Below are 26,850 nucleotides of genomic sequence, written 5' to 3' on the forward strand. Positions count from 1 at the left end.
AAGTCGCATAAGGTTGGTACTGCAGTACGCATCAGGATACGGGATCATCGGTTAATAGCGTCAAAGATGAATGCGGATGGGCTAATGACACTATCCACATTTACTCCGCACGCCCGATGATTTAGTTGATCCACAACATAAGTTTGCACACCGAGGACCGCACCAGAACGCCGGTCAGTTAGCGTGATCTGGTAGCGGATAGCGCTCTGGCTTATCGGCGCCTTGCGATACTCATCCGGCTTATCCACATCGAGGAATGCCAATACATCGGCACCCAGTTCGTCGACCCCGTAGTACGGCTGCCGGCCAGCGGGAAAACGATAGTAGGGGGCAGATGGGTTTATCGTTGCAGCGCCAGCGCCGTCGCCCGCTCGGCGTTCTGTAAATTCAAAACTAGCTTTCTTTGTTGCTTCTATGGAGTTGAGTTTGCTGAATCCGCCCAAACCCAGAATCCGCCCGTCTCCATCTACCTCAACTCTCCAGTAATGCAACCAACTCGAAATACGCTTAGGATCAAAATCATAGGCAATCGACCGGACAGGAGCCACCGGTTTTTCAAGTAACTTGACCCCGACCTCTCTGCATAATGCTGCGAATTCGCTCGTCTCATGGCTAAGCAGTTTGATCGGATCGTTTGGGGCGTATTTGAAGGAATCAACCCTGCGGAATGCGAAGAATGGAGGCATATAGTACTGTTCCCGAAGGTAAGATGCTTCATTCCTGTCCTTCAAGACATTTATCCTCGGATCGCGTTCATCGATGCCGTTTTGTGAGTACACGAACCGTGCGAATCCGGATTCGGCGGCACATAGTGCAAATATCTCTCCGCTGGCAAGCAAAGGCATTGAGAGATCTTTCTTTGAGTCACATCGCGTTGCCAAATAATCAAGTTTGAACTCTCCTTTGGAGAATTCAGTAACGACATACTTATCGCCTTTAGGAGCGATGTATAGTTCGGCGGCGTTGGCCTCAAGAGGTGGAAACTTCGAGGGCAACGACGCGAATTTTCCAACAAAAATGTCGTCGGCAATCGCATGATTTGCGAACGCCGCGAAAACGACGCCAATCAACACTGTGTAAAAGCGACGGTCGTGCATATAACTCGCTAGCATGGGGCTAACCTCCAAGATTCGTCTGCCTCAGGCCCTCTACGGGCGCTGCATGTTCTTGCCGCATAAGGTGGAAGCTCAGCCGAAGGGAGAAAAGCGCAGCATTTTGATGGTCGGCTGGAGCGGAAAGTTAGAGATGCTTGAGGAATAGAGCGTTTAGTTAGCGAAGTTTGGCAAAGAAATTGAATGCTGGAAGAAGCACAGTGCTGAGAATGGCAGCACGCCAAAGGTACTTGATGGCTTTTCCTTTCCAGCCCGGCAGAAACTGTTCGTATTTGCCTGCCTGCTGCCACATGTTTCCAGACCTAAGTTCCATTGGAAGCGGGTATTTCCATGCAACAAAGATAAGACTAAAGGCCACGCAGGCTATTAGTATGATTTCGCCAAAGCTATCGAAGAACAACTGCATGGTTCTCTAACTAGTAGTAGACGAAAAAAACGTTCAATAAAAATGAGACTGTCCAATATCCTGGAACACCGGACAGCCGAATCGATTGTGCCGCAACGAATTCAGTAAACCTTCCGTTTACTGGCCCTACTAAAAGTCCGTGAAACCGGGCAGCCTCAAAGTTACCGCCAGCACACTCACACCGCAACCAAAAGTTGCAAATCGCATATCCCAAGCAACTGAATCACCCAGCCCCAACCGGTGCGATCACCATCGCCACGCCACCGGTTTCCCATCCCCTTCCACCCCCGCCGAGCAGCGCAAGGCGGGCGGGGGGCTTTCGGCGAGGACTGTCTGAGGCCCGAAGGGCCGAGTTCCGCAGCCGCCCCGACCGACTGAGCAGCGCAGGGAAGCCCGCAGGGCCGGGGGTGAGGGTCGCCTTCTTGTTGGTTACTTGTTCTTGGCGAGACAAGAATAAGTAACCCGCGCGTCAGGCGCGGAACACAGCCGCAAAATCAACAAACCACGCCCGAAGACTCCCCCCCACGACAAACCAGCAAAACCCCATAACAAAAAACCCGCCCCGGAACCTCCGGGACGGGCTTCTTGCTGGCTTGCTACAGGAGAAACAGGAAATAACTCAGGCCGGGGCCGAGCTGCGGATCAGGTGGTCGAAGGCCGAGAGGCTGGCCTTGGCGCCCTCGCCCATGGCGATGATGATCTGCTTGTAGGGCACGGTGGTGCAGTCACCGGCGGCGAAGACGCCTTCGGCGGATGTCTCGCCCTTGGCGTTGATGACGATCTCGCCCCGGTCGGAGAGTTCGACGGCGCCCTTGAGCCAATCGGTGTTGGGCAGCAGACCGATCTGCACGAAGATGCCTTCCAGGGCGACGGTCTTTTCCTCGCCGCTGACCCGGTCCTTGTACTTGAGGCCGTTCACCTTCTGGCCGTCACCGGTCACTTCCGTGGTCTGGGCTTCGGTAATCACCGTGACGTTGGGCAGGCTGAGCAGCTTCTTCTGCAGCACGGCGTCGGCCCGCATTTCCTTGCCGAATTCCAGCAGGGTGACGTGGGCGACGATGCCGGCCAGGTCGATGGCGGCCTCGACGCCGGAGTTGCCGCCGCCGATCACGGCGACGCGCTTGCCCTTGAACAGGGGGCCGTCGCAGTGGGGGCAGTAGGCCACGCCCTTGGTGCGGTACTCGGCTTCGCCGGGCACGTTCATTTCACGCCAGCGGGCGCCGGTGGAGAGGATCACGGTCTTGCTCTTCAACACGGCGCCGTTGGCCAGGGTCACTTCGGCGGGCTGGCCGTTGGCGGCGGGCTTGAGGGCGGCGGCGCGCTGCAGGTTCATGATGTCCACCTCGTATTCGCGCACGTGCTGCTCCAGGGCCATGGCCAGCTTGGGGCCTTCGGTTTCCTTGACGGAAATGAAGTTCTCGATGCCCAGGGTGTCCAGCACCTGGCCGCCGAAGCGCTCGGCCACCACGCCGGTGCGGATGCCCTTGCGGGCGGCGTAGATGGCGGCGGCGGCGCCGGCCGGGCCACCGCCCACCACCAGCACGTCGAACACTTCCTTGTCGGAGAGCTTGGCTGCGTTCCGGGCAGCGGCGCCCGTATCCACCTTGGCCAGGATCTCGCCCAGTTCCATGCGGCCGGAGCCGAAGGCCTGGCCGTTGAGGTAGATGGCGGGCACGCCCATGATCTGGCGCTCTTCCACTTCCTGCTGGAAGACGCCGCCGTCGATCATCACCGCTTCCACATTGGGGTTGAGCACGGCCATGGTGTTGAGGGCCTGCACCACGTCCGGGCAGTTGTGGCAGGAGAGGGAAATGAAGGTCTCGAAGCTGAACTTGCCGTCCAGGCCCTTGATCTGCTCGACCACCTCGGCCTCCACCTTGGGCGGGTGACCGCCGCTCTGTAGCAGGGCCAGCACCAGGGAGGTGAATTCGTGGCCCATGGGGATGCCGGCGAAGTGGATGCGGGGGTTCTGGCCGGCCCGGGCGATGCCGAAGGAGGGACGGCGGGCGGCCTGGCCGTCTTCGCGCAAGCTCACCTTGTCGGACAGTTCGGCGATATCGGCCAGCAGGCTGCGCATTTCCTGGGCGGTGGCGGAATCGTCCAGGGAGGCCACCAGTTCGATGGGCTGGACGAGTTTTTCAAGGTAAGCCTTGAGCTGGGTCTTGATGCTGCTGTCGAGCATGGTCTTATCTCCCTAAGTCGAAGCGATGCTGTACGGAAACGGATGAAATACGGTGCGGCATGCAATGGAAAGGCGCCCGCATGGGGATGGATGTGCGGGAGCACACCCGGCGGGCGCCTTTGCGCTGCAATCCGCCGCGGCGGGCCCGGCTGGCCGGGCACCGCGCTGCGGAAGGAAGAAGGTCTTAGATCTTGCCGACCAGGTCGATGGAGGGAGCCAGGGTCTTGGCGCCTTCCTTCCACTTGGCGGGGCACACCTGGCCGGGGTTGGCGGCGGTGTATTGGGCGGCCTTCAGCTTGCGCAGGGTTTCGGAAACGTCGCGAGCGATTTCGTTGGAGTGGATTTCCAGGGTCTTGATCACGCCGTCCGGGTTGATGATGAAGGTACCGCGCAGGGCCAGGCCTTCTTCGGGGATATGCACGCCGAAGGCGTTGGTCAGCTGGTGGGTGGGATCACCGATCAGGGGGAACTTGGCCTTGCCCACGGCGGGGGAGGTTTCGTGCCACACCTTGTGGGAGAAGTGGGTGTCGGTGGTGACGATGTACACCTCGGCACCGGCCTTCTGGAATTCGGCGTAGTTGTCGGCGGCGTCTTCGATTTCAGTGGGGCAGTTGAAGGTGAAGGCGGCGGGCATGAAAATCAGGACGGACCACTTGCCCTTCAGGTCGGTGTCGGAAACGGTGATGAACTTGCCGTTGTGGAAGGCATTGACGTTGAAGGGCTGGATGACGGTGTTGATCAAGGAAGTGCTCATCGTTTTATCTCCTGAGTTGATGAAACAAAGTTGGGGTTGGGTGAGGCGATGGGTGAATAGTAAAGACCCCGGCGAAATTACTCTAATTGATTGTCTTCATATTTAAGATAGTCAATGACTATCACTGAATGAAACAGCTTCCGGCACGGTGCCCCGACCGTCGGCAGACGCCGACATGGGAGCGGATGAAGCCTGGGCTTAAGGGAGAAGGGACAGCGAAAGGCCGGCAGATGTTCCGCGGCAGCGGGGAAAGTCATCCACATTTCCTGTGGATAACCCTGTGGGAGAGCTGGGGGCAGTAGCCGCCAGGGCCCGCCGTTACTGGGATTGCCTTACCCTGCCACGAAAAGCGGCAGGGGCGGCGGAGGGCACATTCAGGCAGAGGCGCGCAAGACCCCGGGGAAAAAATATTCCGGGCCGTGGGGAGTGAGAACGAGATGGAAACGGAGGTTGCCGCTGCGGGCCGCCTCCTGGCTGACCAGGGCTTTCTGGGCCTTGGCGTCGCCGGCCAGGGCCTGGTACTGGTCCACGAAGGCCTGCTGATCGTCGGCAGCCTGCACGGTCTCGGCCGTGGCGGCGATGGCGGTGAAGCGCTGGGTCAGTTCGGCATTGGCGGCAAACAGGCGCTCGATCTGCTGACGGTCCGGAGTGTTGTTGACCACTGTCACATGCCCATCGGAAGCGACGGCCAGCATGGGTTCCGGCGAGGTGCGAAGCCCCTCTTCGCGGAATTTCTTGCCGACCTCGGCGGCAAAATCCGCCACCTCGGCGGACAGCCACTGCCGCGCGGCATCGACCTGCTGGCCGTCCACCGCTTCGGTCAGACTGGCCGCAACGGCTGGAAGCACCTGTTTTGGCGCGGCTTCCGGGGCGCTGCCGGCCCGTGCCTGGGCCTGATAGGCTGCCTGGGGAAAGGCGAGCGACGTGGCGCTCACGAACATGAAAAAGCCTCCGCATATGGTTTTGCGAAGGCTTATTGCAAGACGGATGCCAGCCGGGGCGGCGGGCCCCGGGGCGCTTAGGGCTGCAGGCGGCGGCGGGCTTCGTAGAGGCAGACGCCGGAAGCGACGGAGACGTTGAGGCTCTCGACGCTGCCGAACATGGGGATGCGCACCAGCTGGTCGCAGGTCTCCCGGGTCAGGCGGCGCATGCCCTCGCCCTCGGCCCCCAGGACCCAGGCGGTGCCCTTGGGCCACTCGGCGGTGTACAGGTCGCCGTCGGCCTGGTCGGCGGTGCCGATGATCCAGATGTCCCGCTCCTTCAGTTCGCGCAGGGTGCGGGCCAGGTTGGTGACGGTGATGTAGGGCACGGTCTCGGCGGCGCCGCTGGCCACTTTCAACACGGTGTTGGTGAGGCCCACGGAACGGTCCTTGGGAGCGATCACCGCATGGGCGCCCACTGCATCGGCCACCCGCAGGCAGGCACCCAGGTTGTGGGGATCGGTGACTCCGTCCAGGATCAGCAGCAGGGGCGGCTCCTCCAGGGTGTCGAGCACGTCGTCCAGGGTCACCTGGCGCTCGTTGGCGTCCACCTTGGCCACCACGCCCTGGTGCCGCTGGCCCGGGGCCAGGCCGTCGATACGCTTGGCGTCGGCTGGAATGACGCGGATGCCCTGGGCTTCGGCATGGCGCAGCAGGTCCTTGGCCCGGGCGTCCTTGCGGCTCTGGTCCAGGTACACCTCCTTCACCGCATCCGGATTGTGGCGCAGCTTGGCGATGACGGCATGGAAACCGTGGATGAGGCGGGTGGGGTGGTTCTTTTCGGGAGCGGCCTGGGACATGGGGAGGCAATCGGAAACGGTTCGGGCCGCCATTGTAGACCAAGGCCCGGGCCGGCCCCAGCCCGGCGCCGGCAAGAGAAATGCCTTGCCCGCCCCATAGGCCCCGGCTAGTATTCAAGTCGGCGGAACTGATGCCGTTAAATCAGTCAGTTGAAGGCTTTTATTACAGCGATTTTTTAACTACGGCCCATCATGCTCGATCACGCCCTTCCCAGCCTGGATTCCTGGGTCCTGTTCTTCTCCGAACAGGAACTGCCCGTCTTGCGGCACACCGTGCGGCGCCTGGAAGAGGCGCGGGAACGCATGGACAGCATCAGCGGCCGGGAGATCGCCAGCATCATCCTGCAGGACCCCATGATGACCGTGCGCATGCTGGCCTACATCCAGCCCCTGCGCGGCTCCCGCCTGCGCAACGACGTCACCACCATCGACCAGGCCGTGGTCCTTTTGGGTATCGAACCCTTCTTCAAGAAGTTCGAAAACCTGCCCATGGTGGAAGACACCCTGAAGGAGCAGCCCCAGGCCCTGCTCGGCCTCATCAACGTGGTCCGGCGCGCCCAGCGGGCCGCCCAGTACGCCTACGACTGGGCCCTGTGGCGGCACGACCTGAACATGGAAGAAATCGTGGTGGCCACCCTGCTCCACGAACTGCCCGAACTGCTGCTGTGGTGCTGCGCCCCCAAGCTGGCCCTGCAGATCAAGGCACTGCAGAAGTCGGACCGCGCCCTGCGCTCCGTCACCGCCCAGGAAACCGTACTCGGCGCCCACTTCGCTGAAATGCAGCAGGCCCTGTGCCGGGCCTGGAACCTGCCCGAGCTGATGCTCAAGCTCACCGACGAGGAACAGGCCAGCGCCCCCCGGGTGCGCAATGTCCTGCTGGCCGTCAATCTGGCCCGCCATTCCGCCAACGGCTGGGACGACGCGGCCCTGCCCGACGACTACCGGGACATCGCCGAATTCCTGCACGTCCATGTGTATACGGTGATGAAGAAAGCCGGCGCCCCCATCCCGCCGGAAATGGAAGCGGCGGAACTGGGCCTCAGCAACGAGGCCGAGGCCGGGACCGCCGACCCAACCGAGCCCCCGGCTCAGCCGCAGTAGCGCAGGTTGGCCAGGTCCAGCAGCAGTTCCGGCGCCTGGTAACCGAGAAAGATCAGCGCCAGCAGGGCGGCCGCCAGGGCCGCCCCCACTCCCCAGAAAAACCAGCGCCAGTGGCGGGCCATCTCAGGCCCCCGCCGGCTTCGGCTCGGCCCGCTGCACGGGCCGCTCGTCGATGGGCCAGCACAAGATGGCGGCGATCACCGAAAGACCGATGGAGAGCAGCCAGGCCAGGTCGTAGGAGCCGGTCTTGTCGAAGATCATGCCGCCCAGCCAGGCGCCGAGGAAGCTGCCCAGCTGGTGGCCGAGGAAGACGATGCCGGCCAGCATGGACATGAAGCGCAGGCCGAAGACCTGGGCGATGAGCCCGTTGGTGAGGGGCACCGTGGCCAGCCACAGCAGGCCCATGCAGGCGGAGAAGATCCAGATGCTGGCCACCGACAGGGGGGCCAGCATGAAGGCGCCGATGACCACCACCCGGGCGCCGTAGATCAGCATCAGCAGGTTCTTCTTGCTGCCCTTGCCGCCGGCCCAGCCGAAGAGGAAGGAGCCGAAGATGTTGAAGAGGCCGATGAGGGCGATGCCGGTCATGCCGACATTGGCGGAGAAGCCCGAATCCACGGCGAAGGACGGCAGGTGCAGCATGATGAAGGCGGTCTGGAAGCCGCACACGAAGTAGCTCCAGAACAGGTAGTGGAAACTCCGCTGCCCGCCCGCCTCCACCAGGGCGGCCCCGGCGGACTGGCCGGCGCCGCTTGCATGCTTGTGGCCGTCGGCCATGGCATAGGCCAGGGGCGCGATGAGGCCGACGCCGCAGGCCAGGAGGAACAGGGCGGCCTGCCAGCCGAAGCTGCTGATCAGGGCCTGGCCTATGGGCAGCACGGCGAACTGGCCGAAGGAGCCGCCGGCGCTGGCGATGCCCAAGGCCAGGCTGCGCTTTTCCGGCGTCGTGTGGCGGCCGATGACACCCATGATGACGGCGAAGGTGGTGCCCGACAGCCCCAGGCCCACCAGCACTCCGGCGGACAGATCGAGAGCCAGGCCGGTGCTGGAAACGGCCATCAGGGCCAGGCCCACGACATAGAGCAGGGCCGAGGCGGCGATCACCCGGCCGGCCCCGTAGCGGTCGGCGAAGGCGCCGGCGAAAGGCGAGCCCAGGCCCCACACCAGGTTCTGGATGGCGAAGGCGAAGGAGAAGACTTCCCGGTTCCAGCCCAGGGCGCCGGTCATGGGCTGCAGGAAGAGGCCGCCGGTATGGCGGATGCCCATGGAGAGGGTGAGGATGATGCAGCCGCAGACCAGGATCAGGGTCGGCGTGCGCCAGGCGGACGGGCTCGATGGGGACATGTTGTTTGTTCTCTGCAGCATGGGGTCCGCCATTATAGGCAGGCCGGGGACGGCACAGTTCAAAGCCGGTATTATTCCCACGTTAATCAACAGGGAGCGCTGACAATGAGCGTAGGCGGCATGATTTTCCTCGGTCTGGTGGTGGTGGCCCTGATCTACGGCATCACCCTCTACAACGGACTGGTGGGCCTCAAGCACGGCGTCGCCAAGGCCTGGGCCAATATCGACGTGCTGCTCAAGCAGCGCCACGACGAACTGCCCAAGCTGGTGGAGGTGTGCAAGCAGTACAAGGAATTCGAACAGAGCACCCTGCAACGGGTGATCGAGGCCCGCAGCCAGGTGCAGAGCGCCCGTCAGGCCCAGGATGTGGGCGCCCTGGGCGAGGCGGAAGGCGCGCTACGCCTGGGTCTTGGCCGGCTCTTCGCCGTCGCCGAGGCCTATCCCGAACTCAAGGCCAACGAGCACTTCATGCAGCTGCAGCAGCGCATCACCGCCCTGGAAAATTCCATCGCCGACCGCCGCGAGCTGTACAACGAGGCGGTGAACATCAACAACGTGCGGGTGGACCAGTTCCCCGACGCCATCATCGCCCGCCTCTTCCGCTTCGATCCCCAGCCCCTGCTGGAATTTGCCGCCGCCGAAAAGGCGGACGTGGACATCAAGCAGCTCTTCAGTTGATCCCCCGCCACTTCAAGCTCCACTGGCAGACGGGCCAGTGGATCACCTCGGGCGCCCAGCTGGCCCTGCTGGTGATCGGGGCCCAGACCGAATCGCCCCTGGGCTGGAGCGTCTGCCTCGGGCTGATGGCCCTGCTCAGCCTGTGGGCCTGGAGCGGCGCCCTCAAGCGGCGCCGGGCCATCGCCGACACCCCCACCTCCCGCATCGCTTCCGCCGCCCAGGGCTACGTCGAACTGCAGGGCAACGGCCGCCCCATGGCCGGTCTGCCCCTGGTCTCGCCCCTCAGCGGCGGCCGCTGCCTGTGGTATCGCAACACCACGGAGCAGAAGGATTCGGAAAACCAGTGGAAGGTCATCAACCGGGACGAAAGCGAGGCCTCCTTCGTCCTCGACGACGGCAGCGGCCTCTGCGCCGTGGACCCGGCCGGTGCCGAAATCCACACCCGGCACAAGCAGCAGTGGAGCGAGGGCGACTACCGCCATACCGAATGGACCCTGCGGGACGGCGACGACATCTATGTCCTGGGCGGCTTCCACACCCGGGGCGGCGGCGACGCCCTGCTGGACCCGGCGGAGGACCTGAAGCAGGTGCTGGCCGAGTGGAAGCGCAACCCGGAGGAACTGCACCGGCGCTTCGACCTCAACGGCGACGGCGAGCTGGACATGGAGGAATGGCGCCTGGCCCGCCAGGCCGCCCGGCGCGAGGTGGTACAGCTGCACCGCCAGGCCCGGGCCGTTCCCGACATCCACCTCATGGGCCGCCCCGATGGCGGCCGGCTCTACCTCATCGCCAACCTGGCGCCGGAAAAGCTGGCCCGGCGCTACGGCCTGTGGGCCCTCTTCCACCTGGCCGTCTTTTTCGCCGCCCTGGGCGCCCTGCCCTGGGTCTGGCAACAACTATAAAAAAACCGGGCACCGCCCATCCCCCAAGGAGACAACATGACCGTCCTCACCACCGCTGCCACTGTCGCCACCCTGCTGGTGGCCCTGCTCCACGCCTACATCCTGGTGCTGGAAATGTTCTGCTGGAACACCCCGAAGGGCCGCAAGGCCTTCGGCCTGACACCGGAGTTCGCCGCCGCCACCCGGGTCCTGGCCGCCAACCAGGGCCTCTACAACGGCTTCCTGGCCGCCGGCCTGCTGTTGGGGCTGCTGCCGGGCGAGGCTAGTTTCTCCATCCGCTGCTTCTTCCTCGGCTGCGTGGTGGTGGCCGGCATCTTCGGCGCCGCCACCGCCAGCCGCCGCATCCTCTTCGTCCAGGCCCTGCCCGGGGCCCTGGCCCTGGGGCTCAATCTGCTGGCGGCGCTGTAAGCCGCCCGCGCCCGGCCAGGGCCGGCGCACCAGGCCGGGTGGCCATCAGGGATTGAAGCGGGCCGCAAGGAAATCCAGGAAGGCCCGCAGCCGGGCCGAGAGATTGAGGCGGGGCGGGTAGATGGCGTAAAGGTCCGCCGGCGGCAGGGACCACTCGGCCAGCACCGCCCGCAGACGGCCGCTCTCCAGGTACTTGGCCGCATCCCATTCGGAGCGCACCACCAGGCCCTGGCCTTCCAGGGCCCACTGCTGCACCACGTCGCCGTCGTTGCTCGACAGGCCGCCCCGCACCTTCACCGCCACGCTCTCCCTGCCCTTGGCGAAGCGCCACAGGTGGTAATCCTCGTCGTTCTGACGGTGGATGATGCAGGCGTGGCGGACCAGTTCTTCCGGCGTCAAGGGCTCGCCGTGGGCCTCCAGGTAGAGGGGCGAGGCGCAGACGAAGCGGCGGTTGGACATGATCTTGCGCGCCGCCAGGCGGGCATCCGGCGGCTCGCCGAAGCGCAGGCCCAGGTCGAAGCCCTGCTCCGCCAGGTTGAGGGGCCGGTCGGTAAGTTGCAGCTGCACTTCCACCGCCGGGTGCTGGCGCACGAATTCGCTCACCAGGGGGGCGATGTGGCTGCGCCCGAAGCCCAGGGTGGCGTTGATGCGCAGCCGCCCCCGGGGCGCCGCCTTGCTGCCGGCCACCTCGTTCTCCAGTTCCCTTATGTCTTCCAGGATGGTCCGGGCCCGGGCCAGGAAGACATCCCCTTCGGCGGTCAGGCTCATGCGCCGGGTGGTGCGCTGCACCAGCCGCACCCCCAGCCGTGATTCCAGCTGGGCCAGGCGCTTGCTCAGGGCCGGGGCGGTGAGGTGGAGTTCCCGGGCGGCGGCGGCCAGGCTGCCCTGGCGGGCCAGGAGAACGAAGAATTCCAGTTCGGAAGCGGTGTTCATGGGGCGCCTCTCATTGATAACTTTTGTTCATCAATGTTGTGAATATGGATCAACTATAAACCACGGAAGAGGGACTAACCTTCGTCTCGTTCGCCGCCCGACCGGCCCCTGCCAACCGCTCCGAGAAGGAAAGCCCCATGCGCATCGTCGATATCCGGGAAGTGACCCGGCCCATCTCCTCCCCCATCCGCAACGCCTATATCGACTTCTCCAAGATGACCCTGTCCCTGGTGGCGGTGGTCACCGACGTCATCCGCGACGGCAAGCCGGTGGTGGGCTACGGCTTCAACTCCAACGGCCGCTACGGCCAGGGCAGCCTGATCCGGGAACGCTTCCGTCCCCGCATCCTGGAAGCTGCCCCCGATTCCCTGCTCGACGAATCCGGCAACAACCTGGACCCCCACAAGGTGTGGGCCTGCATGATGAACAACGAGAAGCCCGGCGGCCATGGCGAGCGCTCCGTCGCCGTGGGCACGGTGGACATGGCCGTCTGGGACGCGGTGGCCAAGATCGAAGGCAAGCCCCTCTACCAGCTGCTGGCCGAACGCTATGGCAACGGCACCCCGAAGCGGGAGGTGTTCGTCTACGCCGCCGGCGGCTACTACTGGCCGGGCCAGGACCTGCAGGCCCTGAAGAACGAGATGCAGGGCTACCTGGACCGGGGCTACAAGGTGGTGAAGAAGAAAATCGGCGGCGGCACCCTGGCCGACGACCTGAAGCGCATCGAGGCCGTGCTCTCCATCCTGCCTGCCGGCTGCAAGCTGGCGGTGGATGCCAACGGCCGCTTCGACCTGCCCACCGCCATCGACTACGCCAAGGCCCTCTCCCAGTACGACCTGTTCTGGTACGAGGAGGCCGGCGACCCCCTGGACTACGCCCTGCAGGCCGAACTGGCCGAGCATTACGAAGGCCCCATGGCCACCGGCGAGAACCTCTTCTCCATGCAGGACGCCCGCAACCTCATTCGCTACGGCGGCATGCGGGCCGACCGGGACTGGCTGCAGTTCGACTGCGCCCTCTCCTACGGTCTGGTGGAATACCTGCGCACTTTGGAGATGCTCAAGGAGCACGGCTGGAGCCCCTCCCGCTGCATTCCCCACGGCGGCCATCAGATGTCCCTGGCCATCGCCGCGGGCCTGGGGCTGGGCGGCAACGAATCCTACCCGGACCTGTTCCAGCCCTTCGGCGGTTTCCCCGATGGCGTGCAGGTGAAGGACAGCATCGTCACCCTGCCTGAACTACCGGGCATCGGCTTCGAAGGCAAGGCCGACCTCTACGCCGAGATGAAGGCCCTGGGCAAAGCCTGAGCAGGGACCGCCGCTTGCGGGCAGCCGGCCCGGCCTACCAGCGGCGGCCTGCCCCCGGGGGCACAGCGACTGGGGTTTGACCTAGGTGTATGCCAGCAGGGATATTTGCTACAAATACACCAGAAAATCCTCCCAGGCTGCCCCATGCCCCCTTTCACCCACGTCCCCTGCACCGGCCCCAGCGACGCCGTGGCAGAGCGCATCGCCCAGATGGCAGAGTTCCTGCCGGAAAGTCTGTGGCTAGTGGACGTGGCCTCGCGCCGGGTGATCTACGCCAACCCGGCCTACGAGAAGGTGTGGGGCGCCAGCCGGGAAAGCCTCTACCAGGACCGCCACGACTGGCTTCACCAGGTCCATCCGGAGGAGCAGCAGCGCCTGCGGGACGCCATCCGGCGCCGTCCCCACGGCGGCCTGGACATCCGCTTCCGCATTCTCACCGAGCGGGAGGAGGTGCGCTGGCTGCACATGAAGAGCTTTGCCATCGGCGACGGCCCCCGGCCCCACACCATCGGCGGCATCGCCTTCGATGTTTCCGACGTCCTGGCGGCCGAGGCCCGGGCCCACCACCTGACCCATTTCGACGGCCTCACCGGCCTGCCCAACCGCAACCAGTTCCGCGAACAACTGGTGGAAGCCCTGCGCCACGCCGAGCGCCGGCAGAGCCAGGCCGCCCTGCTCTGTCTGGGCCTGGACGGTTTCCAGAACGTCAATGAAAACCTGGGCTACCGCATCGGCGACGCCGCCCTGGCCCAACTGGCCCAGCGCCTGCGCCGGGACCTGCGCGGCGGCGACCTGCTGGGCCGCCTGGGAGGCGACCTGTTCGGCCTGCTGCTGACAGATGAGGGCGGCCTCGACATCTCCCAGGCCGCCCGCCGCCTGATCGACCTCACCGCCACCTCCCTCGAGGTTGAGGGCAGCGACGTCTATCTGGGTGCCAGCCTGGGCATCGCCCTCTATCCCTCCGACGGCACTTCCGCCGACCAGCTGCTGTACCGCGCCGAGACCGCCCTGCACGACGCCAAGCAGCACGGCGGCGGCACTTTCCGCTTCTTCGAGGCTGCCGCCAACGAGCGCCTGCGCAGCCGCCAGCAGACGGAACAGGCCCTGCGCCTGGCGGTGCAGGAAAACCAGTTCGTCCTGCATTACCAGCCCAAGGTCAGCTGCAACAACGGCACCATCATCGGCGCCGAAGCCCTGATCCGCTGGCAGCATCCCCAGCACGGCCTCATTTCCCCCGCCGAATTCATCCAGGCTATGGAGGAAAGCGGCCAGGTGGTGGCCGTGGGCCGCTGGGTCATGCACCAGGCCTGCCTCCAGGCCAGTCGCTGGCATGCCCGGGGCCTGGGCCCGTTCTCCGTGGCTGTCAATCTCTCGGCCCGACAGCTGCGGGAGGGCAACCTGGTGCAGCAGGTGCGCCAGGTCCTGGAGGAAACCGGGCTGGCCGCCCGCTGGCTGGAACTGGAACTGACCGAATCCATGCTGATGGAGGACGTGGAGGAGACCATCGCCACCCTGGGCGAATTGCGGGCCCTGGGCGTGCGCCTGTCGGTAGACGACTTCGGCACCGGCTATTCCAGCCTCTCCTACCTGAAGCGCTTCCCCCTGGATGCAGTGAAGGTGGACCGCTCCTTCGTCCAGGACATCGTCGCCGACCCCAACGACGTCTCCATCACCCGGGCCGTCATCACCATGGCTCATGCCCTGCAGATGAAGGTCATCGCCGAGGGGGTGGAAACGGAGGCCCAGCTCGCCCTGCTCATCGCCAACCGCTGCGACGAAATCCAGGGGTATTATTTCAGCCGGCCGGTTCCGGCGGAGGAGATGGAAATCATGCTGGAAAACGGCAAGACCATCCCCGAGGATCTGATCCATCCCCGGGAAAGAAAGCGCACCCTGCTCCTGGTGGACGACGAGGAAAACATCCTCTCCGCCATGAAGCGCCTGCTGCGCAAGGAAGGCTACGACATCCGGATCGCCAGCGGCGGCGAGGAAGGCCTCAAGCTCCTGGCCGAACACCCGGTGGACGTCATCATTTCCGACCAGCGCATGCCCGGCATGACCGGGGTGGAATTCCTGCGCCGGGCCAAGGTGCTGCATCCGGAAAGCATCCGCATCGTCCTCTCCGGCTATACCGAGCTGCAATCCGTCACCAGCGCCATCAACGAGGGCGCCATCTACAAGTTCCTGACCAAGCCCTGGGACGACGAGCAACTCAAGGAGCACATCGCCGAGGCCTTCCACCAGAAGGAACTGGCGGACGAGAACCGGCGCCTCTCCAGCGCCGTGCAGCTGGCCAACCGGGAACTCGAAAGCGCCAACGGCCGCCTGCAGCAGCTGCTGGAAGAGCGGGAGCAGCGCATCAACCGCAACGAGACGGCCCTGGACGTGCTGCACGAAGTGCTGGAAATCCTGCCCTGGCCCCTGCTCGGGGTGGACGACGAAGGCATCATCGTCACCATGAACGGGCAGGCCGAAAATCTCCTCGGTTCCCAGGGCGGGCTGCTGGGCGAGCCCCTGGACTCCATCCTGCCCCCGGCCACCTGCGACCTGTTGCTGCGCCAGGGGGTCAAGGAAACGCCCCTGCAGCTGCGCGAGCGCACCTTCCTGGCCCGCAGCCATTCCCTCGGCCTCGCCTCCGCCGGCCGGGGCCTGGCCATCACCCTGATGCCGACGAGTCCGTCATGAACCAGGAACCGCTCTGGCTACCCCTGGCCGAGGTGATCCCCGGCACCCCCCTGGCCGCCGACCTGGCGGACGGGGAAGGCCAGTTGTTGCTCACCGCCGGCTCCCGGCTCGATGCCCACCGCCTGCAGCAGCTGGCCCGCCAGGGCATCGCCACGGTACCGGTGCCGCCGCCCCCGCCGCCGCCCACCCCGGAGGAAATGGCCCGCCGCGAAGGGGAGGCCCGCCTGCGCATGGAGCGGCGTTTTGCCCACGCCGGACACGGTCAGGCCAGCCGGGCCCTGTTCCAGGTCCTGTTGCAGCGGCAACTGGAGATGCCCTGAGATGTCGCCCCAGGCCTGCCCTCCGCCGCCGGACCGGGACACCGTCGCCGCCCGCATCGCCGCCCTGCCCAGCCTGCCCAGCGTGGCGGCGGAGCTGCTCAGCGGCGACGCCATCGAGGAGCTGGACGTGGCGCCCCTGGCCCGGCGCATCGCCGCCGACCAGGTCCTGGCGGCCCGGGCCCTGCGGGTGGCCAACTCGCCCTTCTACGGCATGCCGGGCATGGTCGGCTCGATCCAGGAGGCCATCGTCGTGCTCGGCTTTCGCGCCGTGCGTTCCCTGGTCATTTCCGCCGCCGCCGTGCAGGCCCTCGCCAGCCTCAAACCAGGCCGCAATTTCTCGCCCCGCACCTTCTGGCGCCATAGCGTCGGCACCGCCGTGGCGGCCCGGCACCTGGCCATGCTCAGCGGCCGCAACGCCGAGGCCGCCTTCACCGCCGGCCTGCTGCACGACATCGGCCAGCTGGTGCTGTGCGTCGTCTTCCCCCGCCACTACGCCGCCGTCCTGACCCGCAGCCAGGGCCATGAACTGCCCCTGGTGGCCGCCGAACTGGAATACCTGGGCCTCACCCATGCCGAGGCCGGCGCCATGCTGGCCACCCGCTGGGGCCTGCCCCAGAGCATGAGGGAAGCCATCGCCCTGCATCATCAGCCCGACGAGGCCCGGGCCGACTCCCTGGTGGACCTGACCCATGTCGCCAACGTCCTGGCCCACGGCCTGGAATTCTCCACCCCCCTGGAAGAACCGGTGCCGCCCCTTTCCGACACGGCCTGGAACCGGCTCAACATCGACTGGGCCCGGCTGGCGCCGACCCTGGACCAGATCGCCAACGAGTTCGAGGATACCCTGCATGCCCTCCTTGCCTGATCCCGGTCCGATCCCCCCCGGCCTGCCCGAGCTGCTGCACGGGGAAGTGCTGCTGCGCCACCTGCAGGTGAGCGTGGCCGACGACCAGGGCGCCATCCTCTACGTGAACGAGCGCATGTGCGAAGCCTGCGGCTACCGGCCGGATGAGCTGCTGCAGCACAACTACAGCGTGCTGGCCACCGGCCGCCATCCGCCCGAGTTCTTCGCCGAGCTGTGGCAGACGGTGCGGGCCGGCTTCGAATGGCGCGGCGAAATGTCCAACCGGCGCAAGGACGGCTCCGAATACTGGATCGAGCTGACCGTGGTGCCCCTGCCGGCAGAAGGCAACCTGCCCCGCCGCTACGTCGGCCTGGGTTCGGACATCACCCGCATCGTCGAGGCCGAGCAGCAGCTGCGCAGCAGCGAGGCCCGCTTCCGCGGGCTCACCGAAACCATCAGCGCCGCCGTGATCCTCTACAAGGGCGGCCCCATGCTCTACGTGAACCGGGCCATGGAGCGCCTGACCGGCTACAGCCGGGCCGAGCTGCTGCAGATGAGCTTCTTCGACCTGGCCCATCCCTCGGTGCGCGACCTCCTGCAGGAACGGGCCGCCGCCCGGCTGCGCGGCGAGGCCATGCCGGCCACCTACGAGGCCCCTTTCGTCACCAAGGCGGGCAAGACCATCTGGATGGAGATCACCGCCGCCCGCATCGAATACGAGGGCGGCTACGCCGGTCTAGGCACGGCCATCGACATCACCGAACGCAAGCGGGCCGAGGCGGCCCAGCGCAGCACCCAGCAGATGCTGCAGCAGATCATCGACGGCGACCCGGTGCCCACCTTCGTCATCGACGCGGAGCACCGGGTGACCCACTGGAACGCGGCCTGCGCCCTGGTCACCGGCATGCCCGGGGAGAAGATCATCGGCAGCACCCGGGCCTGGTCCGGCTTCTATGCCGAAGAGCGGCCGGTGCTGGCCGAATTGGTGGTGGACGGCACCGCCGACAGCCGCATCACCGGCCTCTACGGCGACACCTTCCGCCGCTCCCCCATCATTCCCGGGGCCTACGAGGTGGAATCCTTCTTCCCCAATTTCGGCGACCGGGGCCGCTGGCTGTTCTTCACCGCCGCCCCCCTCAAGGATGCCCAGGGCCGCATCATCGGCGCCATCGAGACCCTGGTGGACGTGACCGAGCGCAAGGAAGCCGAGGAGGCCCTGCGCAATGCCCACGCCAAGCTGGAGATCCTGGTGGAGCGGCGCACCGCCCAGCTCTCCCTGGCCAAGCAGGCCCTGGAGGAGGATGTGCGGCGGCGGGAAGCTTCGGAGAATGAGCTGCGCCAGCGCAACGCCGAACTGCTGGAGGTGAACAAGCGCCTGCAGGAAGCCCAGGAGCAGCTGGTGCAGTCGGAGAAGATGGCCTCCATCGGCCAGCTGGCCGCCGGCGTCGCCCACGAGATCAACAATCCCATCGGCTACGTGCAATCCAACCTGTCCACCCTGGGCCGGTACCTGGAGGACATGCAGACGGTGCTCGACTCCCTGGCGACGGCGGTGGCCCAGCTGCCGTCCGAGCACCCGGCGGCCCAGGCCGTGGCCCGGGTCAAGCAGGACCTGGACTTCGACTTCCTGCTGGAGGATCTGCCCAGCCTGGTGACCCAGTCCCGGGACGGCATCGACCGGGTGCGCAAGATCGTCGCCGACCTGAAGGACTTCTCCCGTCTCGACGCCTCCCAGGACTGGCAGTGGGCCGACCTGCACCAGGGCCTGGATTCCACCCTCAACATCGTCAACAACGAGATCAAGTACCGGGCCGAGGTGGTCCGGGAATACGGCCAACTGCCGGAGGTGGAATGCCTGCCCTCCCAGCTCAACCAGGTCTTCCTCAACCTGCTGGTGAACTCGGCCCACGCCATGCCCGAGGGCCAGATGGGCCGCATCACCCTGCGCAGCGGCCACGACGAGCCGGCGCATCAGGTATGGCTGGAAGTGGAGGACAACGGCAGCGGCATCTCCCCCGAAAACATGCACCGCCTGTTCGATCCCTTCTTCACCACCAAGCCCGTGGGCAAAGGCACCGGGCTTGGCTTATCCTTGTCCTACGGCATCGTGCAGAAGCACCACGGCCAGATCACCGTCAGCAGCGAGCTGGGTAAGGGCACCACCTTCTGCATCGTCCTGCCGGTCAGCCAGCCAAAAGAGGGAGCAACCCCATGAGCGACGGCAACCTGCCCGTCCCCCCCGCCACCATCCTGTGCGTGGACGACGAGGCCAACATCCTCGCCGCCCTGCGCCGCCTGTTCCGCCCCGCCGGCTACAAGGTCCTGCTCGGCAACAGCGGCGCCGAGGGCCTGCAACTGCTGGAAGCGGAAAACGGCGAGGTGGACGTGGTCATCTCCGACATGCGCATGCCGGAGATGGACGGCGCCCGCTTCCTCGCCCAGGTCAGGGCCCGCTGGCCCAAGGCGGCGCGCATCCTGCTCACCGGCTACGCCGACATCGAATCCACCGTGGCCGCCATCAACCAGGGCGAGATCTACCGCTACATCGCCAAGCCCTGGAACGACAGCGAAGTCATGCTGACGGTGAAGGACGTGCTGGAGCGCAAGGCCCTGGAGCGGGAAAAGGCCCGCCTGGAAGAACTGACCCGGCGACAGAACGAGGAGCTGAAAAGCCTCAACGCCAGCCTGGAGGAGAAGGTCCAGGCCCGCACCCAGGAACTGGCCCTGGCCAACGAGAAGCTGAAGACCAGTTTCATGACCTCGATCCGGGTCTTCGCCAACCTCATCGAACTGCGGGAAGGCCGCATGGCCGGCCACTCCCGCCGGGTGGCGGACCTCTCGCGCAAGACCGCCAAGCAGATGAACCTGTCGCCCCGGGACAGCCAGGACGTGTTCCTCGCCGGCCTGCTGCACGACATCGGCAAGATCGGCCTGCCCGACCACCTGCTGGCCAAGAACGAACTGCAGATGACCCCGGAGGAGCGGGGCCTGTGGCGCAAGCATCCGCTCAAGGGCGAACAGGCCCTGATGGCCCTGGAGGACCTGCGGGGCGCCGCCCGCCTGATCCGCAGCCACCACGAACGGGTGGACGGCCAGGGCTACCCCGCCGGCGAAATGGAAGGGGCCATTCCCCTGGGGGCCCGCATCCTGGCGGTGGCCAACGACTACGACGGCCTCATCCAGGGCACCCTCAACGGCAAGAAGCTGAACGAGCAGGCCGCCCTGGAGTTCATCGACAAAAGCCGGGGCCGGCGTTACGACCCGGCGGTGGTGGATGCCTTCCTGGTGGTCTGCGGCGGCATCAAGGAGCCGCCGCCGGTGGGCCTGCCCCTGCTGCCCGCCGAACTGGAGCCGGGCATGGTCCTGGCCCGGGATTTCCTCAGCCGCGACGGCATCCTGCTGCTGGCCGCCGACTATGTCCTGGATGAAAACCTGATCCGGCAGATTCGCGAATACGAGAAGAGCGAATTCGGCGGCCGCATCACCCTCCACATCCATCCACCGAAGATCGTCGATCATGAATAACCGCCCACCCCGCATCCTGCTCGTGGACGACGAGCCCGCCGTCCTGTCGGCCCTGGCCCGTCTGCTGCACCGCCAACTGCCGGCCGGCCCCGAAGTGGAAACCTTTACCTCCCCCCGGGCCGCCCTGGCGCGGGCCTGGGAAGTGCCCTTCGCCCTGGTGGTGAGCGACTACCGCATGGCCGAGATGGACGGCATCGCTTTCCTCAAGGAATTCGCCGAAATCCAGCCCCATGCCCTGCGCCTCATGCTCTCCGGCGCCGCCGACTTCGACGTGCTGGTAAGCGCGGTGAATGCCGTGGGCCTGCACCGCTACCTGATCAAGCCCTGGGACGACGAGGAGGTATGCAGCGTGCTGCAGGGCGCCTATGCGGAATTCGGCCGCCAGGAGGCGGACCGCCAGCTGGCCCTGGAACGGCAGCGGCAGCTGGGCCAGCTGAGCCCGGAGGAAATCGAACGGCGCCGCCTGGAGGCGGAGGAACCGGGCATCACCCGGGTCAACTGGGGCCCCGACGGGGCCATCCATCTCGACGATTGAAGGGGCCGCCGCCATGCACCCCCTGCTCGAACGCCAGATTCGCCGCCACCTTGGCGAACACCCGGAAACGGTCCTGCCGCCCCCGGGCGATGCGGCCTGGGAGCACCTGTTCAACGCCATCGGCGAATCCTACGAGCAGCTGGACCGGGACCTGCTGCTGCGGGAACAGGCCCTCAACCTCACTTCGGAAGAACTCAACCGGCGCAACGACGACCTGCGCCGGGAACTGGCCGAGCGCACCGAGACGGAAGAGGCCCTGCAACGGGAAAAAGGCGAGCAGGCGGCCCTCATCACCCGGCTCGAGGATGCCAAGCGGCAGCTCCTGTATTCGGAAAAGATGGCCTCCATCGGCCAGCTGGCGGCGGGAGTGGCCCACGAGATCAACAACCCGGTGGGCTTCGTGCAGTCCAACATCAACACCCTGGCCGGCTACGTGGAGGACCTCTTCGCCCTCACCGACCTGCTGGAGGAAGTGGCCGCCGGCCTGCCCGACGACTCGCCCCTGGGGCGCAAGATCCGGGAAAGCTGCGAGCGCTACGACCTGGAATTCCTGCGGGAGGACGTGCCCAAGCTGCTCAGCGAATCCCGGGACGGGGTCAGCCGGGTGCGCAAGATCGTGCAGGACCTGCGGGACTTCTCCCACCCGGACGAAGGCAAGTTCGCCTGGATCGACCTCAACCCGGGCATCGTCTCCACCCTCAACATCGTCAACAACGAGCTGAAGTACAAGGCCGAGGTCATCACCGAGCTGGGGGAACTGCCCTTGATCGAGGCCAACCAGAACCAGCTCAACCAGGTCTTCCTCAACCTGCTGGTGAATGCGGCCCACGCCATCAAGGACAAGGGCGTCATCAACGTGGCCACGCGCCACCTGCCGGAAAGCGGGGAGGTCTGCATCAGCATCGCCGACACCGGCGCCGGCATCCCGCCGGAAAACCTGAAGCGCATCTTCGACCCCTTCTTCACCACCAAGCCGGTGGGCAAGGGCACGGGTCTGGGCCTCTCCCTCTCCTACGGCATCGTGCAGAAGCACCACGGCCGCATCGAGGTGGACAGCCAGGAGCGGGCAGGCACCCTGTTCCAGGTCTTCCTGCCCATCCACCAGCCGGCAGCCAGCGCCGCCGGGGAGGAGGCCGCTCCGGCGGCAGAGGCCACCGCCGCCGGGCAGCAGGCCTGATCAGCCCTTGCTCTTGGCTTCCAGCTCTTCCCAGCGTTCCAGCAGGAGCAGCAGTTCCTCGTCGATCTCCCCCAGTCTGGCGGAGCAGCGCTGGGCTTCCTGGGGGTCCCGCTGGTACAGGCCCGGGTCTTCCAGGCGCTGGCTGAGGCCGGCCTGCTCCGCCTCCAGGGCGGCAATGCGGTCGGGCAGGGCTTCCAGCTCCTTGTTTTCCTTGTAGCTGAGCTTCACCGGCTTGGCTTTGGCGGCCTTGTCCTCCTTCGGCGCCGCCGCCTTCTCTTCCCTGGCCTGGGCCTTGGCCGCCTGGCTTTCCTCCGCCTGGCGCCTCTGCTGGTAGGCAAACCAGTCGCTGTAGCCGCCGGCATATTCATGCCACACCCCGTCGCCTTCGGCGGCGATGGTCTGGGTCACCACGTTGTCGAGGAAGGCCCGGTCGTGGCTGACCAGGAACAGGGTGCCCGGGTAGTCCTGCAGCAGCTGCTCCAGCAGCTCCAGGGTTTCGATGTCCAGGTCGTTGGTGGGCTCGTCCAGCACCAGCACGTTGGCGGGGCGGGCGAAGAGGCGGGCCAGCAGCAGGCGGTTGCGCTCGCCGCCGGAGAGGGACTTCACCGGCGAGCGGGCCCGCTGGGGCGCGAAAAGGAAATCGCCCAGATAGCTGATGACGTGCTTTTTCTCGTTGCCGATTTCCACGTAGTCGGAGCCCGGGGAGATGACGTCGGCCAGGGCCGCCTCCTCATCCAGCTGGCTGCGAAACTGGTCGAAATAGGCCACCTCCACCTTGGTGCCCTGGCGCACGCTGCCCTCGTCGGGCTGCAGCTCGCCCAGGATGAGGCGCAGCAGGGTGGTCTTGCCGGCGCCGTTGGGGCCGATGAGGCCGATCTTGTCGCCGCGCATGAGGCGGGTGGAGAAGTCGCGGACGATGGTGCGCTCGCCGTAGCGCTTGGTCACATGGGTGAGTTCGGCCACCAGCTTGCCGCTCTTCTCCCCTGAGTCCAGGGCCAGTTCCACCTTGCCCTGGCGCTCGCGCCGGGCCGCCCGCTCGCGCCGCAGCTGCTCCAGGCGCAGCACCCGGCCTTCGTTGCGGGTGCGCCGGGCCTCCACGCCCTTGCGGATCCACACTTCTTCCTGGGCCAGGAACTTGTCGAACTTGGCATTGACCACCGCCTCGTCGGCCAGCATGCGTTCCTTGCGCTCCTGGTAGGCGGCGAAATTGCCGGGAAAGCTCACCAGCTGCCCCCGGTCCAGCTCCACGATGCGGGTGGCCAGGCGGTTGAGGAAGGCCCGGTCGTGGGTGATGAAGAGCAGGGTGACGTTGGCTTCGAGAAGCAGGTTTTCCAGCCAGGCGATGGCGCCCACGTCCAGGTGGTTGGTGGGTTCGTCCAGCAGCAGCACTTCCGGCGCCACGGCCAGGGCCTGGGCCAGGGCCAGGCGCTTCTTCTGGCCGCCGGAAAGGCCGCCCACCCGGGCCTCCGGGTCCAGGGAAAAACGCTGGATGGCAGCTTCGGCCTGGGCATTGACGGCCCAGGCGCCGCGGGCCTCCAGGTCGGTCTGCAACTGGTGCAGGCGGGCCAGCAGGACCTCATGGTCGGCCCCCTCTTCCGCCAGGCGGTGGGACACCTCATGGTATTCGGCCAGCAGGGCCGAGGTGTCGCCCATGCCGCCGACCACGGCCTGGAACACGCTCTGTTCCGGATCGAAGGGCGGCTCCTGGGGCACGTAGCCGATGCGGGCGCCGGGCTGGCGCCACACCTCGCCGTCGTCCAGGCCGCCCTGGCCGGCCAGGGCCTTGAGCAGGGAGGACTTGCCGCAACCGTTGCGGCCGATCAGGGCCACCCGTTCCCCCGGGTCCAGCTGGAAGTCGGCGTGGTCAAGCAGGGGCACGTGGCCAAAGGCAAGGCAGGCGGATTTGAGTTGCAGGTAGGGCACGGGAGGCAGCCGGTGGAAGCAAAGGCCGCTATTGTAGCCTTCCCCGATGCGGGCCACTCCCCGGGCTTGCCCGGCGGGGCGCCGCCGCCTTAAGCTTTGGCCCCATGAAACCTGCCAGCCACCCCACCGCCCTGCGCCTGCAGGCCCTGCTCCAGGCCGCCGGCCACGACGCCGCCGTGGTCGAGTTCGACCAGCCCACCCGCACCAGCGCCGAAGCCGCCCAGGCCATCGGCTGCAGCGTGGCGGAAATCGCCAAGTCCGTGGTCTTCCGCCGCCGCAGCGACGGCCGCGCCGTGGTGGTGGTGACCTGTGGCGACCAGCGGGTCAGCGAGAAGAAGGTCAAGGCCCTGGTGGGCGGCCCCATCGAGCGGGCCGAGGCGGAATTCGTGCGCCAGGCCACCGGCTACGCCATCGGCGGCGTCTCGCCCCTGGGCCAGCCCGGAGAGGTGATCCTGCTGCTGGATGCCCTCTTGCAGCGCTTTGCCACCGTCTGGGCCGCCGCCGGCACGCCCTTCTCCGTCTTCCCCCTGGCCCCGGCCGACCTGCAGCGCCTCACCGGCGCGCCCTGGGCCGACGTGCACCAGGAAGCGCCGGCCGCCTGAGCCGCCATAAAAAAGCCCGGCTGGTTTCCCCGCCGGGCCGCCATGGACGGGCTGAGCCGCCTTAGACCTTGAAGCGCTGCAGGGCCGTCTGCAGCTCCTGGGCCAGGGTCTGCAGGTTGCGGGCGTACTCGGTGTTCTGGGTGGAGGTGGCGCTGCCCTCTTCCGCCATCTGGGCGATCTGCTCCACCAGACGGGCGATTTCCTGGCTGACCACGCTCTGCTCCCGGGTGCTGTCGGCGATGTCGCGCACCGTGCTGACCGACTTCTCGGTATTGGCATCGATGACCTGCAGGGCCTCGCCGGCCTCCCGGGCCATTTCCACACCGGCTTCCACCTGACGGCTGACCACCTGCATGCCGGCCACGGCGCTCTGGGTCTCGCCGGTGATGGCGGCGATGGTGTCGGCAATTTCCTGGGTGGAGGAACTGGTGCGCTCGGCCAGCTTGCGCACTTCGTCGGCCACCACGGCGAAGCCCCGGCCCTGTTCCCCGGCCCGGGCCGCCTCGATGGCGGCGTTCAAGGCCAGCAGGTTGGTCTGGTCGGCGATTTCCTTGATCACGCCGACGATGCCGGAAATCTGCTGGGAGCGCTCGCCCAGGCTGTGGATGACCTCGGCGGAGCGGCCGATTTCGCCGGCGATGCGTTCCATTTCCTCCACCGTCTTCTGCACGATGCTGCGGCCCCGATGGGTGGATTCGGCGGCTTCCTCGCCCACCTGGGCGGCGTCGCCGGCGCTGGCGGCCACGTGGGAAATGCTGACGGACATCTGCTCCACCGAGGCGGCCATGCCGGAGGCGGACTGGGACTGCTGCTCCGCCGCTTCCATGGCCTGGTGGGAGGCATTTTCCACTTCGGAGGCGGCTGCGTTGACGCGACCGGCGGCGGCGGAAATCTCGCCCACCAGGCTGCGCACATTGGCTGCGGTCACGTTAAGGGAGTGCCCCAGGCGCTGCACCTCGTTGCCGCTGTTGCCATCCGCATCGCGCACGCTGATGGTCAGGTCCCCGGCGCCGAGGCGGTCCATCTGCACCATGAACTCGGACAGGGGCTTCAGGCGCACATTGACCAAGAAGAAGATCACGGCACAGGAAAGCAGGGCCGCGACGATGCTGGAAATGACCAGGAAATTGCGCAGCTTCATGCTCTCGGCGAGGAACTCGTCCTCCCAGGAGGCGCCCACCAAGCGCCAGCCCCAGCGGGAGGAGGTGCCGGCCACGCCCAGCTTCTTGCGCATCTTGCCGTTGGCGTCCTTCATCTCGTAGGTGAGCAGGCCGTCGGGGCCGGCCACGGCCTTGGCGATGCTGTCCCGGGTCTCCCCGTCCATGCCTTCCAGGGTCTTGCCGGCCAGGGTGGGGTGGGCCACGAATTCCACCAGGGTCTTGTCGTCCTTGGTCTGGCGGGCGATGTAGACGTAACCGGTATCGGCCACCTTGACCTTGCCGAAGAGGGCCCGGACATCCCGCAGTTCGCTGTCCAGCTTGATGCGCACGGAAATACCGCCGTAGACCTTGCCCTCCGCCGTCTTCAGGGCCTTCACCGTGCTGAAGTAGTAGGTGCCGTTGCGGATGGCCAGGCCACCGTAGTCCTTGCCCTGCAGGATGGCGTCGGCCACCGGGTCGCCGGCCTTGATTTCGGTGCCGTCCTGATAGACACCGTCCTTCTTCAGCAGGGTGGCGGCCCGGTACAGCTTGCCTTCATGCACGGCCAGAACGGCCGCATCCTCGCCGGTCAGTTCCTGGAAGGCCAGCAGCATCTTGCGGTTGGCGTTGAGCACTTCGCCGCCGGCCCGGATCACCGGCAGGTCCACATTGCCGGTGCGGACCATGCCCGAGCCCAGGTTGAAATCGCCGGGCAGCTGGCGACGGAAGAAATTCATTTGCCGCTCGCCCCGGGCCAGAACGCTGTCGAAGACGCTGTCCAGGGTGTCCTGCAGGATGCTCATCTGTTCCTTCAGGTCGGATTCGGCCAGGGCCACCGCCGAACGGGAAGCCATGGAGGTGGCCATGACGGTCATGGCAGTAAAGATGAGGAGTAGAAGGGAAGCCGCGACAATGATGATCTGTCGGGCGATGGGCAGTCTGCGGTATAGGTCGAGCATTTTTGAACCCCCTATTTATTATTGGTTGGCTACCCGCCAGGCGGGATGGCTGTGTGCCGGGGCCAGCTCACCGCCGCTGCATGTTTCAATATTATTAATCCCTGCTTTACTAAAGTAATACAACTATTTCACGCTATGACCTATGGCGAACCCCGGACCTGGCCCCAGGGAAAACCCTGGCCTGTGGCGCGGCTGGCGGCAGCCGGAGGCTGCGCGTACAATACGCGCCCGCGG

24 protein-coding genes are annotated in these 26,850 nt (G+C 66.1%); 13 read left to right on the forward strand and 11 right to left on the reverse strand.

Going from position 1 to position 26,850, the window contains the following annotated elements; all coding sequences use genetic code 11:
• Positions 1–44 precede the first annotated feature (44 nt).
• The 6 genes from ACLSSQ_RS12505 to rlmB all read right to left on the reverse strand — a co-directional run bounded on the left by ACLSSQ_RS12505 (position 45) and on the right by rlmB (position 6,234).
• Positions 45–1,097: a hypothetical protein gene (locus tag ACLSSQ_RS12505; protein WP_416242868.1), complete on the reverse strand. Its 1,053-nt coding sequence runs from the start codon at positions 1,095–1,097 to the stop codon at positions 45–47.
• Positions 1,098–1,269: 172 nt separating this feature from the next.
• Entirely contained in the window at positions 1,270–1,518 is a 249-nt protein-coding gene (locus ACLSSQ_RS12510; protein ID WP_416242869.1) for a hypothetical protein, read from the reverse strand.
• 619 nt (positions 1,519–2,137) lie between these two features.
• Positions 2,138–3,700, reverse strand: coding sequence for an alkyl hydroperoxide reductase subunit F (gene ahpF, locus ACLSSQ_RS12515; RefSeq protein WP_416242870.1), 1,563 nt, complete (start codon positions 3,698–3,700; stop codon positions 2,138–2,140).
• A 184-nt stretch (positions 3,701–3,884) separates the two neighbouring features.
• Positions 3,885–4,454 carry an alkyl hydroperoxide reductase subunit C gene (ahpC, locus tag ACLSSQ_RS12520; protein ID WP_014236974.1) on the reverse strand — a complete coding sequence of 190 codons (570 nt, stop codon included), beginning with the start codon at positions 4,452–4,454 and terminating at the stop codon, positions 3,885–3,887.
• Positions 4,455–4,828: 374 nt separating this feature from the next.
• Positions 4,829–5,395: a hypothetical protein gene (locus ACLSSQ_RS12525; protein WP_014236973.1), complete on the reverse strand. Its 567-nt coding sequence runs from the start codon at positions 5,393–5,395 to the stop codon at positions 4,829–4,831.
• Positions 5,396–5,472: 77 nt separating this feature from the next.
• Positions 5,473–6,234: a 23S rRNA (guanosine(2251)-2'-O)-methyltransferase RlmB gene (rlmB, locus tag ACLSSQ_RS12530; protein WP_416242871.1), complete on the reverse strand. Its 762-nt coding sequence runs from the start codon at positions 6,232–6,234 to the stop codon at positions 5,473–5,475.
• Between the two features lie 192 nt (positions 6,235–6,426).
• On the opposite strand from rlmB, the gene ACLSSQ_RS12535 reads away from it, so the two are divergent.
• A complete protein-coding gene (locus ACLSSQ_RS12535) occupies positions 6,427–7,335 on the forward strand; it encodes an HDOD domain-containing protein (RefSeq protein WP_416242872.1) in 909 nt (302 codons plus the stop codon).
• Here ACLSSQ_RS12535 and ACLSSQ_RS12540 read toward each other — a convergent pair.
• Together ACLSSQ_RS12540 and ACLSSQ_RS12545 are read right to left on the reverse strand one after the other, a co-directional pair.
• Positions 7,323–7,457 (reverse strand): hypothetical protein, encoded by a 135-nt coding sequence (locus ACLSSQ_RS12540; protein WP_416242873.1) that lies wholly within the window; start codon positions 7,455–7,457, stop codon positions 7,323–7,325. The genes ACLSSQ_RS12535 and ACLSSQ_RS12540 overlap by 13 nt on opposite strands.
• 1 nt (position 7,458) lies before the next feature.
• Positions 7,459–8,679 (reverse strand): MFS transporter, encoded by a 1,221-nt coding sequence (locus tag ACLSSQ_RS12545; RefSeq protein ID WP_232058865.1) that lies wholly within the window; start codon positions 8,677–8,679, stop codon positions 7,459–7,461.
• Between the two features lie 105 nt (positions 8,680–8,784).
• Between ACLSSQ_RS12545 and ACLSSQ_RS12550 the strand changes: the two genes are divergently transcribed.
• The 3 genes from ACLSSQ_RS12550 to ACLSSQ_RS12560 are packed head-to-tail and all read left to right on the forward strand — an operon-like array spanning position 8,785 to position 10,667.
• Complete coding sequence (locus ACLSSQ_RS12550; RefSeq protein WP_014236968.1) at positions 8,785–9,357, forward strand: LemA family protein; 573 nt, start codon at positions 8,785–8,787, stop codon at positions 9,355–9,357.
• Complete coding sequence (locus tag ACLSSQ_RS12555; RefSeq protein ID WP_416242874.1) at positions 9,354–10,259, forward strand: GIDE domain-containing protein; 906 nt, start codon at positions 9,354–9,356, stop codon at positions 10,257–10,259. The genes ACLSSQ_RS12550 and ACLSSQ_RS12555 overlap by 4 nt, the downstream gene beginning before the upstream one ends.
• A gap of 36 nt (positions 10,260–10,295) precedes the next feature.
• Positions 10,296–10,667, forward strand: coding sequence for a DUF1304 domain-containing protein (locus tag ACLSSQ_RS12560; protein WP_416242875.1), 372 nt, complete (start codon positions 10,296–10,298; stop codon positions 10,665–10,667).
• Between the two features lie 45 nt (positions 10,668–10,712).
• Here ACLSSQ_RS12560 and ACLSSQ_RS12565 read toward each other — a convergent pair whose 3' ends face one another.
• Positions 10,713–11,600: a LysR family transcriptional regulator gene (locus ACLSSQ_RS12565; RefSeq protein WP_416242876.1), complete on the reverse strand. Its 888-nt coding sequence runs from the start codon at positions 11,598–11,600 to the stop codon at positions 10,713–10,715.
• A gap of 137 nt (positions 11,601–11,737) precedes the next feature.
• Between ACLSSQ_RS12565 and ACLSSQ_RS12570 the strand changes: the two genes are divergently transcribed.
• From ACLSSQ_RS12570 to ACLSSQ_RS12605, 8 genes are all read left to right on the forward strand, one after another.
• Positions 11,738–12,907 (forward strand): mandelate racemase/muconate lactonizing enzyme family protein, encoded by a 1,170-nt coding sequence (locus ACLSSQ_RS12570; RefSeq protein WP_416242877.1) that lies wholly within the window; start codon positions 11,738–11,740, stop codon positions 12,905–12,907.
• Between the two features lie 144 nt (positions 12,908–13,051).
• Complete coding sequence (locus tag ACLSSQ_RS12575; protein WP_416242878.1) at positions 13,052–15,592, forward strand: EAL domain-containing protein; 2,541 nt, start codon at positions 13,052–13,054, stop codon at positions 15,590–15,592.
• On the forward strand, positions 15,589–15,912 hold the full coding sequence (locus tag ACLSSQ_RS12580; RefSeq protein ID WP_172974713.1) for a hypothetical protein: 324 nt from the start codon (positions 15,589–15,591) through the stop codon (positions 15,910–15,912). The genes ACLSSQ_RS12575 and ACLSSQ_RS12580 overlap by 4 nt, the downstream gene beginning before the upstream one ends.
• 1 nt (position 15,913) lies before the next feature.
• Positions 15,914–16,777, forward strand: a complete 864-nt coding sequence (locus ACLSSQ_RS12585; RefSeq protein ID WP_416242879.1) for an HDOD domain-containing protein — start codon at positions 15,914–15,916, stop codon at positions 16,775–16,777.
• The gene (locus tag ACLSSQ_RS12590) at positions 16,761–18,971 is read left to right on the forward strand and encodes a PAS domain S-box protein (protein ID WP_416242880.1); all 2,211 of its coding nucleotides are present in this window, start codon (positions 16,761–16,763) and stop codon (positions 18,969–18,971) included. The genes ACLSSQ_RS12585 and ACLSSQ_RS12590 overlap by 17 nt, the downstream gene beginning before the upstream one ends.
• Positions 18,968–20,281: an HD domain-containing phosphohydrolase gene (locus tag ACLSSQ_RS12595; RefSeq protein ID WP_130458105.1), complete on the forward strand. Its 1,314-nt coding sequence runs from the start codon at positions 18,968–18,970 to the stop codon at positions 20,279–20,281. Before ACLSSQ_RS12590 ends, ACLSSQ_RS12595 begins: the two co-directional genes overlap by 4 nt.
• Positions 20,274–20,816, forward strand: coding sequence for a response regulator (locus tag ACLSSQ_RS12600; RefSeq protein ID WP_130458104.1), 543 nt, complete (start codon positions 20,274–20,276; stop codon positions 20,814–20,816). Before ACLSSQ_RS12595 ends, ACLSSQ_RS12600 begins: the two co-directional genes overlap by 8 nt.
• Positions 20,817–20,829: 13 nt before the next feature.
• Positions 20,830–21,993 carry an ATP-binding protein gene (locus ACLSSQ_RS12605; protein ID WP_416242881.1) on the forward strand — a complete coding sequence of 388 codons (1,164 nt, stop codon included), beginning with the start codon at positions 20,830–20,832 and terminating at the stop codon, positions 21,991–21,993.
• Here the strand turns inward: ACLSSQ_RS12605 and ACLSSQ_RS12610 are convergent, their stop codons facing one another.
• Positions 21,994–23,916: an ATP-binding cassette domain-containing protein gene (locus tag ACLSSQ_RS12610; protein WP_416242882.1), complete on the reverse strand. Its 1,923-nt coding sequence runs from the start codon at positions 23,914–23,916 to the stop codon at positions 21,994–21,996.
• Positions 23,917–24,020: 104 nt separating this feature from the next.
• Between ACLSSQ_RS12610 and ACLSSQ_RS12615 the strand changes: the two genes are divergently transcribed.
• Positions 24,021–24,518: a YbaK/EbsC family protein gene (locus ACLSSQ_RS12615; RefSeq protein WP_416242883.1), complete on the forward strand. Its 498-nt coding sequence runs from the start codon at positions 24,021–24,023 to the stop codon at positions 24,516–24,518.
• A 61-nt stretch (positions 24,519–24,579) separates the two neighbouring features.
• Here ACLSSQ_RS12615 and ACLSSQ_RS12620 read toward each other — a convergent pair whose 3' ends face one another.
• Positions 24,580–26,616 (reverse strand): methyl-accepting chemotaxis protein, encoded by a 2,037-nt coding sequence (locus ACLSSQ_RS12620; RefSeq protein ID WP_416242884.1) that lies wholly within the window; start codon positions 26,614–26,616, stop codon positions 24,580–24,582.
• Positions 26,617–26,850 lie beyond the last annotated feature (234 nt).

It is taken from the genome of Azospira sp. APE16 (assembly GCF_047901315.1).
Classification (GTDB): domain Bacteria; phylum Pseudomonadota; class Gammaproteobacteria; order Burkholderiales; family Rhodocyclaceae; genus Azospira; species Azospira oryzae.